The organism is Neobacillus sp. Fa239, from assembly GCF_055395235.1.
The window spans coordinates 1,128,362-1,140,664 of the sequence record NZ_AP041611.1; the positions used below are offsets into that span (position 1 = coordinate 1,128,362).

12 protein-coding genes and 1 other annotated feature are annotated in these 12,303 nt (G+C 36.2%); of the genes, 9 read left to right on the forward strand and 3 right to left on the reverse strand.

Translation table 11 applies throughout. The annotated features are described in order from the left end of the window. The first annotated feature begins 23 nt into the window (after positions 1-23). Complete coding sequence (locus ACZ5XR_RS05310) at positions 24-773, forward strand: DUF3603 family protein (RefSeq protein WP_464500633.1); 750 nt, start codon at positions 24-26, stop codon at positions 771-773. A 69-nt stretch (positions 774-842) separates the two neighbouring features. Here ACZ5XR_RS05310 and trpS read toward each other — a convergent pair whose 3' ends face one another. Both trpS and ACZ5XR_RS05320 read right to left on the reverse strand, forming a co-directional pair. After that, the gene (gene trpS / locus ACZ5XR_RS05315; protein WP_464500634.1) at positions 843-1,832 is read right to left on the reverse strand and encodes a tryptophan--tRNA ligase; all 990 of its coding nucleotides are present in this window, start codon (positions 1,830-1,832) and stop codon (positions 843-845) included. Positions 1,833-1,889: 57 nt separating this feature from the next. Further along, positions 1,890-2,133 (reverse strand) — a binding site (T-box leader). Between the two features lie 41 nt (positions 2,134-2,174). Further along, entirely contained in the window at positions 2,175-2,540 is a 366-nt protein-coding gene (locus ACZ5XR_RS05320; protein WP_464500635.1) for a DUF3899 domain-containing protein, read from the reverse strand. A gap of 221 nt (positions 2,541-2,761) precedes the next feature. On the opposite strand from ACZ5XR_RS05320, the gene ACZ5XR_RS05325 reads away from it, so the two are divergent. From ACZ5XR_RS05325 to ACZ5XR_RS05345, 5 genes are all read left to right on the forward strand, one after another. Then, positions 2,762-4,447 carry a peptide ABC transporter substrate-binding protein gene (locus tag ACZ5XR_RS05325; RefSeq protein WP_464500636.1) on the forward strand — a complete coding sequence of 562 codons (1,686 nt, stop codon included), beginning with the start codon at positions 2,762-2,764 and terminating at the stop codon, positions 4,445-4,447. Between the two features lie 108 nt (positions 4,448-4,555). After that, complete coding sequence (gene opp3b / locus ACZ5XR_RS05330) at positions 4,556-5,485, forward strand: oligopeptide ABC transporter permease (protein WP_464500637.1); 930 nt, start codon at positions 4,556-4,558, stop codon at positions 5,483-5,485. Then, positions 5,485-6,513: an oligopeptide ABC transporter permease gene (opp3C, locus tag ACZ5XR_RS05335; protein ID WP_464500638.1), complete on the forward strand. Its 1,029-nt coding sequence runs from the start codon at positions 5,485-5,487 to the stop codon at positions 6,511-6,513. The genes opp3b and opp3C overlap by 1 nt, the downstream gene beginning before the upstream one ends. 17 nt (positions 6,514-6,530) lie before the next feature. Beyond that, complete coding sequence (locus tag ACZ5XR_RS05340) at positions 6,531-7,574, forward strand: ABC transporter ATP-binding protein (protein WP_464500639.1); 1,044 nt, start codon at positions 6,531-6,533, stop codon at positions 7,572-7,574. Beyond that, on the forward strand, positions 7,575-8,513 hold the full coding sequence (locus ACZ5XR_RS05345; RefSeq protein WP_464500640.1) for an ABC transporter ATP-binding protein: 939 nt from the start codon (positions 7,575-7,577) through the stop codon (positions 8,511-8,513). 33 nt (positions 8,514-8,546) lie between these two features. Here ACZ5XR_RS05345 and ACZ5XR_RS05350 read toward each other — a convergent pair whose 3' ends face one another. Further along, entirely contained in the window at positions 8,547-8,735 is a 189-nt protein-coding gene (locus tag ACZ5XR_RS05350) for a hypothetical protein (RefSeq protein ID WP_464500641.1), read from the reverse strand. A gap of 576 nt (positions 8,736-9,311) precedes the next feature. Between ACZ5XR_RS05350 and spxA the strand changes: the two genes are divergently transcribed. From spxA to cls, 3 genes are all read left to right on the forward strand, one after another. Next, positions 9,312-9,707 (forward strand): transcriptional regulator SpxA, encoded by a 396-nt coding sequence (spxA, locus tag ACZ5XR_RS05355; protein WP_464500642.1) that lies wholly within the window; start codon positions 9,312-9,314, stop codon positions 9,705-9,707. A gap of 312 nt (positions 9,708-10,019) precedes the next feature. Continuing rightward, positions 10,020-10,691, forward strand: a complete 672-nt coding sequence (gene mecA / locus ACZ5XR_RS05360; RefSeq protein WP_464500643.1) for an adaptor protein MecA — start codon at positions 10,020-10,022, stop codon at positions 10,689-10,691. 78 nt (positions 10,692-10,769) lie between these two features. Further along, entirely contained in the window at positions 10,770-12,281 is a 1,512-nt protein-coding gene (cls, locus tag ACZ5XR_RS05365) for a cardiolipin synthase (protein WP_464500644.1), read from the forward strand. The last annotated feature ends 22 nt before the right edge of the window (positions 12,282-12,303 follow it).

The window sequence follows — 12,303 nt, forward strand, 5'->3', positions numbered from 1 at the left end:
TTCTTGAAGTGAGGGGTTGTACAATGTTGTATCTTCATGATGTTTGGGTTAATTGGTTTGAAGGTGAAGAAAACGGTTATAATGTCTGCAACTTTCATGAATGGCGCAAGGATGATGGGGTAGAGCTCTTAGACCAGGTTCCGCTTTTAAAGGTTGAACCGATATTATTTAATTACATTGAAAATGACTTATCAGAATTACCACAACAACTCCTAGATGACATCTTTCAAAAGGCGTATTTAAGAAAAAACCACGAAAGAATTCAGCTTGATTATTGCTTTGTCGTGACCGATGGTGTTGGTATATTGGCTGTTGATACAATCGGTTATAACATCCCGATTCGCAAAAGCAGGTTAATCCCCAGACAAGAACAGCTTGTCTATGAAATGATTGAGACACATGAATCCATGAAGTATCACTTTTATCAACAGAATCAAGTATTAAAAAATTTCCACATCCTTTCTCCTGAGCCGGAATTAATGAGAGGTTTAACGAGAAAAGAACGACAGCTGAAACAGCTGTTATTTATGGCACTTGATCAACTTCATTCATCAAAAAATGAAGCAGAGGTCCGTTATTGGTATACCGAATGGTGTCCAGAGAGATATTCCATTATTCAGGAACTAAACTTTGAAGAGGCCTGGGAACAGCTTTATGAGGAAACAAAATATGGATGGACAAATAAACATGCAACATTCTGCGAAAATTTAATAAAAGGACAGCCATTCTTTGAAAAGCTTTGGGAAATGGAGCATGGTCCAAGAGTAAATTAAAAGCCTGACCCAAAAGGCGTGTTCAAAACACCTTTTGTGGGTCAGGCTTTAATCATGGGACGATGAAGGTTATCGATTAGTCCTGCCTAACCCCATCGCTTTTTCCATTTTAATAAGGGTTTGATTCGCTATTTCACGAGCCTTTGCGGCACCACGGTCAAGGATCGCATCAAGTTCGCTCGATTCCAGTAAACTGAAATATTTATCTTGAATTGGCTTAATGACGTTTATTACCACTTCTGCTAAATCACCTTTAAAGACTCCGTATCCCTTTCCATGATACATATCTTCAATTTCAGAAATAGATTTACCGCTTAAGATAGAATAAATGGAAATTAAATTCGAGATTCCTGGTTTTTGTTCTTTATCATATTTAACAATTCCTTCTGAATCGGTCACGGCACTTTTAATTTTCTTCTCAATTTGCTTAAGATCATCCAGCGGGGTAATAAACGCTTTTTTATTTGGATCGGACTTGCTCATTTTTTTTGTTGGTTCCTGAAGGGACATAATCCTTGCTCCGACCTTAGGAAGGCGGACTTCAGGAATGGTAAGGATATCCCCGAACTTTTTATTAAATCTTTCTGCAAGATCGCGGGTTAGTTCCATATGCTGCTTTTGATCCTCCCCAACAGGAACAACGTCCGTGTTATACAAGAGAATATCCGCTGCCATTAGGGGCGGGTAGGTTAAAAGGCTAGCAGAAACAGCTTCTTTTCCAGCTGATTTATCTTTAAATTGCGTCATTCTTTCTAATTCACCAATATAAGAAATACATTGCATCATCCAACCGGCTTGTGCATGCGCAGGCACTTCGGATTGAATAAATAAAGTAGCTTTTTCCGGATCAATGCCAACTGCAATATACAAGGCAGCAAGACTTCGGATGTTTTTCCGTAATGTTTCCGGATCCTGCGGAACTGTAATCGCATGCTGGTCTACAATACAAAAGAAGCAATTGTATTCGTCCTGCAGGTCAACAAATTGTTTCAATGCGCCAATATAGTTACCAAGTGTAATAATACCACTTGGCTGAATGCCAGAAAAAATCGTTTTCATGACAAATATCCTCCTTGAAAAATCATAATTAAATAAAAAAACCATTCATCCCTAAACAATAGGGACGAATGGTTCGCGGTACCACCCTAAATTACTCAAAAAGAGTCACTCAGTTCCATAAATAAGTTATGGCTCCTATTAACGTTAGGCAACGTCTTTTCCTACTTGCTTATATCATTTGAAATAAGGTTCAGAAAGAAGCTCAAAAGTCCATTCTGTATTTTCTCGTGTTTGTTTTCACCAGCCACAAACTCTCTTGAACGATTGAAAAATACGTACTACTCTTTATCATCGCTTAGTGCTATTTACTTATTCATATTATAAAGAAATGCATATTCAGAATCAAGTCTGTAAACCATAATAGAGACCAAGGGCAAGTAACATTAATAAGGCGGTTACAAGTCCATAAAATAATAACGGTTTGTTATTAAAAGAAACAAGTTCAGAAAGCGAGGGGATTTCATCAAACTTGCGCTTGTTTTTTCCACGAGATGCCACCATCCTAAATGACTTTGAGACAACATCAAAAAAACCAGTTTGAATAGTGAAGACAAATAAGAAGGTGAGCAGCAAAGTGGCTGAGATGTAAAAAGATATATTGATATAGCTTAATAACGAAATATTGTGATAATTAAGAAATGAAAGTGCAACAATGATAAGCTGGAATACTGCCAAAATTATTAAATTTTTTTTAATTTTCTTTTTCACCGGAAACCCTCCAAAACGTTGATATTATAGGGAAAAATATAGCTCTAATAAAAAAAAAAATCAACTCAAGACTAAAAAGTTTTAATCTTTTTGTTAACTATTTGTAAAAAATATGTTTTTTCCGAAAATTAATTTTAAAAAAACAATGTACAATTAGTTGAAAATATGTATAATAGGGAATGTAGTAATTTTTCAGAATAATAGAAAAGGGAGGTCTTCTAGTGAAGAAATCAAAACTTTCACTACTTTTAACGTCATCGCTAGCACTTAGCATGGTTCTAGCTGCTTGCTCTGGCGGTAAAAGCACAAACAATAATGCTGGTACTACAACAAAGGATAAAGCTCCTGCACAAGTATTAAATGTTTTAGAGTCAGCTGAAATTCCAACGATGGACGAATCACAGGCCCAAGACGTTGTGAGTTTCACAATGCTAAATGCTACAAACGAAGGTCTATATCGTTTGGATCCAAACCAAAAGGTAATCGATGGTGTTGCTGACGGTAAACCACAGGTGAACTCTAATGGAACCGTTTACACAATCAAGTTAAAAAATAATGTAAAATGGTCAAACGGAGATCCTGTAACAGCACATGACTTCGTATATGCATGGCAACGTGCTATCGATCCTAAAACTGCTTCTCCATACGGCCCTTACTATATGGAAGGCAAAATCAAAAATGCAACTGATATTGCAAACAAGAAAAAACCTGTTACTGATTTAGGAATCAAAGCATTAGATGATTATACTTTACAAATTACACTAGAACAACCAATTCCATTCTTTGATTCTTACGTAACATTCCAAGTATTCTATCCTTTAGACCAAAAGTATGTTGAGTCTCAAGGTGCAAATTATGCAAAAGATGCTACTCACTTACTATCTAATGGTCCATTCAAAATGACTAAATGGGATGGTCCGCAAGCAACTCAATGGACTCTAGTGAAAAACGATACTTATTGGGATGCAAAAGATGTTTCTTTAAAAACAATCAACTTTAACGTATCTAAAGATGGTCAAGCATCTGCGAATGCATTTGAAGCTGGTGAAGCTGATATTACACCAAAACTTGCAGAGCCTGCGATCATTTCACAATATGAAGGATCTAAAAACCTTCTACGTTACTCAGAACCAACCCTTTTCTGGTTGAAATTTAACGAGAAAAATCCTGCTTTAGCTAATGTGAATATTCGTAAAGCAATTTCATTAGCAATTGATAAAAAAGCTCTTACAGACAACGTATTAGCGAATGGTTCTACACCTGCTGATTATATAGTAGCAAAAGATTTTGCCTTTAATAGTGTGTCAGGCAAAGACTTCCGTGCAGATACTGGCACATATAATGCTACTGATAAAGCAACTGCAAAAGCATTATGGACAAAAGGTTTATCTGAAATCGGCAAGAAGGATTTAACGTTTACTTATGTTGGTCAAGATACTACTTCAGCTAAACAAACTGATGCATTCATCAAAGACCAAATTGAGAAAACACTTCCAGGTGCACATGTAACTATTCAAAGTGTTCCATTTAACATCAAATTAGACCGTGAAGACAAACAACAATATGATATCCTATTCAGCGGTTGGGGCCCTGACTATGCAGACCCAATGACGTATATGGATATTTGGACATCAGATAGCCAACAACAACATATGAGCTACAAAGATCCTGCTGTTGATAAGTTAATCAAAGATGCACAAACTACTTTGGCTACAAAGCCGGATGAACGCTTTAAGGCATTACAACAAGCAGAAAAGTTAATTTTAGATCAAGATGCTGCAATAGATCCGCTTTATCAACGTTCAGCAAACCTTTTAGTTTCTGATAAAGTACAAGGACTTGCACACCATGGTTATGGACCAGACTTTAGTTATCAATGGATTAAGATTGTAAATCCTAAAAAATAACTATAAGTAATCAAATAAAAAGAGAGTATATTAAGGATATACTCTCTTTTTAACTGTAAGACAATTGTCGAAAAATGATGAATCTTTTAATAATTAGGAGGTGGGGGAATGGCAAAATATATTTTACAACGGGTACTTTATATGATTCTTACCCTTTTCATCGTTGTATCAGTAACCTTTTTCCTTATGAAGCTGATTCCAGGTACTCCGTTTAGTGCTGCATCAAAACTATCACCTGATCAACTTCTTATCATGAAACAAAAGTACGGTTTAGACAAGCCTGTACCTGTTCAATATGCTAACTATATAATGAACATGTTTAAAGGTGATTTAGGTGTTTCCTTCCAATTTGGTGGTACCTCTGTAACCACACTACTAGCTCAACGTATTGGTCCATCAGCTACTCTAGGATTTGAAGCGATGATTGTCGGTTCAATTCTTGGGATCATATTAGGAGTATTCGCTGCATTAAAACAAAATACGTGGGTAGATTATGGTGCGACATTTATTGCCGTCGCTGGTAAATCTATACCAAGCTTTGTTTTTGCCGGTTTACTTCAATTTTATATCGCTGTGAAATTAGGATGGCTCCCAGTTATGTTTTGGAATGGACCATCGTATACCGTTCTTCCAACTTTAGCACTTGCAATGTTCCCAATTTCTATTGCTGCCCGTTTTATGCGTACTGAAATGATTGATGTTTTAGGCTCTGATTACATTACATTGGCAAAAGCAAAAGGGGCAAGTAATTTTCAAATTAGTGTGAAGCATGCATTAAGAAATGCGTTAATTCCGGTTATTACCGTTTTAGGACCTTTAGCTGTCAGCTTAATGACTGGTTCGCTTGTAATAGAGCAAATTTTCGCAATCCCTGGACTAGGGGAACAATTTGTTAAATCAATTGCCGTGAACGATTATCCAGTTATTATGGGTACATCGATTCTATTTGCAGCTGCATTTGTGGCAGTCATTTTAGTTGTGGATATTCTGTATGGAGTTATTGATCCACGGATTAGAGTTTCGGGGGGTAAGTCATAATGATTAATAAGCAACCAACTATCTCCAAAGAATTATTTACACCCGCCCATGTTGACACCACGACGAGTGAGAAAATTGCCAAGCCGAGTTTAAATTTTTGGCAGGATTCATGGCTACGTGTCAGGAAAAATAAAGGGGCTGTTATCAGTTTAGTGATAGTTGTTCTCTTAATTATCATGGCATTTGTTGGTCCGCTAATAACACCATATGCCTTTGATCAACAGAATACCAATAACGCTAATTTACCTCCTCGTATTCAAGGATTAGAACATATAAGCTGGCTTCCGTTTGATGGCACGCTTAAAAATAGGCAAGGTGTTGTCTTACATCCTTATGAAACAAAGAATGTAAAACAATATTATTGGTTTGGTACAGATAGTCTAGGGCGAGATCTCTTTGCCCGAATTTGGAAAGGGACACAAATTTCCTTATTCATTGCGTTTTTTGCCGCATTGATTGATATGCTCGTTGGGGTTACCTATGGTGCTGTCTCAGGCTATCTTGGCGGTAAAATTGATGGTTTCATGCAGCGTATTTTAGAAATTATCATAGGTATTCCTAATTTGATCATCGTTGTTTTAATGATACTTGTATTAAAACCGGGGATTTTACCAATTGTTATTGCGATTGCCTTCACAGGCTGGACGAGTATGGCTCGTGTTGTACGTGCGCAAGTTCTTAAATATAAGAATATGGAATTTGTGTTAGCGGCAAAAACTTTGGGAGCCTCAGATGCTTCGATTATTTTTAAACATATGATTCCAAATATGTTTGGTGTCATTATTATTAATACGATGTTCTCAATTCCTAATGCTATATTCTTTGAAGCATTTTTAAGCTTTATTGGTTTAGGATTGCAGGAGCCAAATGCATCATTGGGTACGTTGATTAATGATGGATTCAGAAGTATGATTGCATATCCATACCAAATGATAATTCCTGCAATAATGATATCATTACTCATGATTGTGTTTAACTTAATTGCCGACGGTTTAAGGGATGCACTAGATCCAAAAATGCGTGATTAGAAGGCGGGTGAATTAACATGGAAAAAATCTTACAGGTGAAGGATTTAAATATTTCCTTCCACACCTTTGCTGGAGAAGTTAAAGCAATAAGAGGTGTAAGCTTTGATTTATATAAAGGAGAAACGTTAGCGATTGTGGGAGAATCCGGATCGGGAAAATCGGTTACAACCAAATCAATCATGCGTTTGCTTCCAGAAGGTAATTCGGAATTTAAAAAAGGTGAAATCTTATTTGATGGTAAAGATTTAACCAAGCTAAAAGAAAAACAGATGCAAAAAATTCGTGGTCATGATATATCAATGATTTTCCAGGATCCGATGACTTCATTAAATCCTACAATGAAAGTCGGAAATCAAATTATGGAACCGCTCATTAAACACCAAAATATGAGCAAGCATGCGGCAAAGGAAAGAGCGATTGAATTATTGAAGCTTGTTGGTATTCCTAAACCAGAAATTCGTGTGGATCAATACCCACACCAATTTTCCGGCGGGATGAGACAAAGGGTAGTTATCGCAATTGCCTTAGCATGTAATCCAAAGGTATTAATTGCCGATGAGCCTACTACCGCACTTGATGTTACGATTCAAGCGCAAATTCTTGAATTGATGAAGGACCTGCAAAAGAAAATCGATACTTCGATTATATTTATTACACATGATCTTGGGGTAGTTGCCAATGTCGCTGACCGTGTAGCCGTTATGTATGGCGGTAAGATTGTTGAAATTGGCACTTCAGATGATATTTTTTACAATCCAAAACATCCATACACTTGGGGGCTTATTAGTTCCATGCCAGATATGGATACAAATGATGAAGAGTTATTTTCAATTCCTGGGACACCGCCGGATTTATTAGATCCGCCAAAAGGAGATCCATTTGCTCCAAGGAATCCATATGTGTTGAAAATTGATTTAGAACAAGAGCCGCCATTCTTTAAAGTTTCTGATACTCATTATGCAGCAACATGGCTTTTGCATCCCGATGCACCGAAGGTAGAACCACCAGAGGCTGTTAAGCGACGTCAAGGGCAATTCCCTAGTATAAAGGTGGGAAAATAAATGGCACAAAGAGAAAAACTACTTGAAATTAAAAATTTACAGCAATACTTCAATGTTGGTAGACCAAATGAGGTAAAAGCTGTTGATCATGTTTCATTTGATATTTATAAGGGTGAAGTATTAGGGCTTGTTGGTGAATCTGGTTGTGGAAAATCTACCACTGGACGTACGATCATCCGCCTTTATAATGCGACTGGCGGAGAGGTTTTGTATGATGGGGAAAACGTGCATGGTAGAAAATCTCCTAGAGAATTAAAAGAATTTAATCGCAAAATGCAGATGATTTTCCAAGATCCATATGCGTCACTTAACCCTAGATTAAAAGTGGCAGATATTATTGCTGAAGGCATCGATATCCATGGATTAGCAAAATCAAAAAAAGAACGCATGAATAGAGTTTATGAGCTACTGGAAACAGTTGGTTTAAACAAAGAGCATGCAAACCGTTATCCACATGAGTTCAGCGGTGGTCAGCGTCAGCGTATTGGGATAGCGAGAGCACTGGCGGTCGAGCCTGAATTCATTATTGCCGACGAGCCAATCTCCGCTCTTGACGTTTCCATTCAAGCTCAAGTCGTAAACTTGATGAAAAAACTTCAAAATGAAAAAGGTCTTACCTATTTATTTATTGCCCATGACCTTTCAATGGTAAAATACATTAGCGACCGTATAGGTGTTATGTATTTCGGTAAAATGGTTGAGCTTTGCCCTGCTGATGAGCTGTATAAGAACCCGCTTCATCCTTATACACAGTCATTATTATCTGCGATTCCTGCTCCAGATCCGATAAGCGAGCGGACTAGAAAACGTAAAACGTATGATCCGGCAAGTCATAATTATGACGATAATGAACAAATTGAATTTCGCGAGGTATCTCCGAACCATTTTGTTCTATGTTCCGAAAAAGAACTTCTTCAATATAAGGCACAACTTAAATAAAAAAACGATCTCACAATGAGATCGTTTTCTTTATTATTTTCTGTTGCCTCCAACCGTTTTCCAATTCGCCTGGTATTTTTCACTTCGCCCGGAAAATTCTCTTCGATTCTTTCTACCGAAAACCTTTTCACCAATACCGTTTGTGATAACCCCCATGATGGCTGTAATCCCAACAACGAGAATAGTGAACATGGCAAAATCTGCTATATAACCACCAATCATAGAAAGCCCCTCCAATTATTTCAAAATATAATGAATCGTAACACTTGTATAAAATATCCCCATAGATATATTTTAAAAGAACTTTGATTGAATTGAAAGAAGTAAATTGGATATTTCCCTTTGGATTGGGGAAATTTTGTGACAATCATTCAAAAAAAGTAAGCGTTTTCAATATTTTTTTTTAATTGAGAATTGAATTTAAGAATTAATTAAGATTTAAATAGTAAAATACCATTTAATAAGTGTTCCATGAGATATTATCTACAGAAAAAAATGGATTGAAACGAACATTTTAACGGCGAAAAAAAGAAAATAGAAAAATTTTAATGAAAAAAATAAAATATAATGAAACCTTTTATGGTATTATTCGTCTTATAATAATGATAGCAAAAAAATTTTATATTGCTCTGCATTTTGATTAATTTTGAAAAGGGGTACCTTTTTCAGAATCATTGGTGTATAATTAATAATATAAATTCCTTATTTATAATAATTTTAATTATAACATTAAACATTTTAACATATTTCGCTTTCTTATTAAATTAGATTAGTTAATGAATAGGAGTGTGAAGACGGATGGTAACACTATACACTTCACCAAGTTGTACATCATGTAGGAAGGCTAAATCATGGCTTGAAGAGCATGAGATTCCATACAAAGAAAGAAATATCTTCTCTGAGCCTTTATCGATTGAAGAGATTAAAGAAATTCTTCGCATGACAGAAGATGGTACAGATGAAATTATCTCAACGAGATCAAAAACATTTCAAAAATTAGATGTCAATGTAGACACCATGCCACTTCAGGATCTATTTGAATTAATTAAAGAAAATCCTGGTCTTTTGCGCCGCCCTATCATAATTGATGAGAAGCGTCTGCAAGTGGGTTATAATGAAGATGAAATTCGCCGCTTCCTGCCTAGAAGGGTTAGAACTTTCCAATTGCGCGAAGCACAACGTATGGTAAATTAAACTTTAAAGGCCTTCTTAATGGAAGGTCTTTTTTATCTATTTACTCCTTCATGTTTGTAGTTTTTCATGCATTTTGCTACAATAAAATGAATATCTAATGAGTAGGCAAATGAAGGGTTTTTCATTATTTAGTGATTTTTATTTCCCTTATTTCAACTTTTATCATAAAATAAAAGTACAAGGTTTTACATCTTTTTTACAAAAATCTCATGGAGAAAAAAGTCCTTTCTAAATTGGGTAAATGCTATTAAGCAAAATCTGCTTGGGGGTATTTAGTCCCTTCAATATGGATAATGGAAGGGAGAGGTATAAATGGAGATTGAAAGAATAAATGAAAATACTGTGAAATTTTACATTTCATATGTAGATATAGAAGACAGAGGCTTTGACCGCGAAGAAATTTGGTATAATCGCGAACGAAGTGAAGAACTTTTTTGGGAAATGATGGATGAAGTTCACCAGGAAGAAGAATTTGTTGTTGAAGGTCCGCTTTGGATTCAAGTTCAAGCGCTCGAAAAAGGATTAGAAATTCTCGTTACTAAAGCGCAGCTCTCCAAGGATGGACAGAAGTTTGAGCTTCCTGTTCCGGCCGAAAAATTAAAGGATTTGCCAGTAGATGAGCACATCGAAGAAATTTTGGATCAGCATTTTAATCCAAAGACTGCTGAGGAAGAGGATCTCTTACTTGAGGAAGATACGCTTGAATTCTTATTGGCTTTTAAAGATCTAGAGGATCTAATTATGCTTTCGAAGCGTCCGGGATTAGATGAATTAGTTACTACGCTTTATTCCTTCGAAGGAAAATACTTTCTTTTTACTGAATTTCCTGAAGATTTGTTCGCGGAAGATGAAATTGATGATATTCTAAGTATTCTGCTGGAATATGGTTATGAGACTCAATTAACAATCCATCGAATTCAGGAATATGGAAAAGAAATTATTTCGGATCAAGTATTTGCTGAATTAAGAAAACATTTTAGATAAACCACATGCCGATTTCAGAATTGAAATCGGTATTTTTTAGCAATAAACATTATTTTGTTATATTGGCGGGTGGAGGCCGTGAAAAACACGGTAAGGGTTATTTTTTTTCTTACGATATTATCCATACTAATGTTTTTCTTTAGAGATCAAATTCAAGGTGGCTTTTTTGGAATTTTTAGCTTAATGATTTCGTGTTCAGTTATTTTTATCGGTTTTGTAATATTCCTTGAAAACCGCCATCCAACTCAAACTATTACATGGTTAGTGGTGTTGGGAAGTTTTCCGCTTGTTGGCTTTATATTTTACCTTCTTTTTGGCAGAAATTATCGAAAAGAAAAGATGTTTCGAAAGAAATATTTTTTAGATAAGCAAGCCTTTCTGACTGTGGAGGGTGAAAATGATGTTCGGAGCCAGGAGACATTATCATTACTAGACGAGAATCAAGGGAAATTATATACGTTAGCCCATAAACTTGGCAATAGTCCTATTTCATTTAAGACGGCTACAAAAGTATTAACGAATGGGGAAGAAACATTTTTTCACATCCTTGAGGAACTAAAAAAAGCAAAACATCACATCCATCTTGAATATTATATTATCCGCCATGATCAAATTGGTCAGGAAATTAAGGATATTTTAATTAAGAAGGCAATGGAAGGAGTGAAAATCCGCTTCCTCTTTGATGCTGTTGGATCCTGGCAGTTATCTAAAAAGTATATAATAGAATTGAAAAATGCCGGAATCGAGACCGTGTCATTTGGTCCTGTTAAATTGCCATTTCTGAATAATAAATTTAATTTTCGCAATCATCGCAAGATCATTGTGATAGATGGTACGGTTGGATTTGTTGGCGGGTTAAATATCGGGGATGAATATTTAGGAAGAGTGAAAAGTATTGGTTTTTGGCGAGATACGCATCTAATGCTTAAGGGTGAAGCGGTTAGAACGCTGCAGTTAATTTTTTTGCAGGATTGGTATTATATGACCAATCACAGTTTTCTAACAGCCGAGTATTTATCGCCTCAATGGGATAACCAAAACCATGGCGGAGTACAGTTAATTGCCGGCGGACCTGATAATGAATGGAGTGCCATTAAGAATATCTTTTTTTCAATGATTGCCTCAGCAGAAAAATCGGTTTGGATTGCGTCTCCCTACTTTATTCCCGATGAGGACATCTTCTCGGCCATAAAGGTGGCGGCATTGAGTGGGATTGATGTGAGACTTTTAGTACCCAACCGACCAGATAAACGAATTGTTTTCCATGCGTCCCGGTCTTATTTTCCAGAGCTCTTAGAAGCCGGAGTGAAGGTGTATGAATATGAAAGAGGCTTTATGCATAGTAAAATGGTGATTGTCGACCATGAACTGGCATCTATAGGGACCTCCAATATGGATATGCGAAGCTTTCATTTGAATTTTGAAGTAAATGCCTTTTTATTCCGAACAAAGAGCACACAAAAGCTGGTGGCTGAATTTGTAAATGATCTTGATTATGCCAAGCAGCTTGAGTTAAATACATTCCAGCAAAGGCATATTGGCTATCGCTTATTAGAATCGACGGCCCGGCTCCTTTCCCCATTACTTTAATCATCGGAAATAGTGAAAGCAA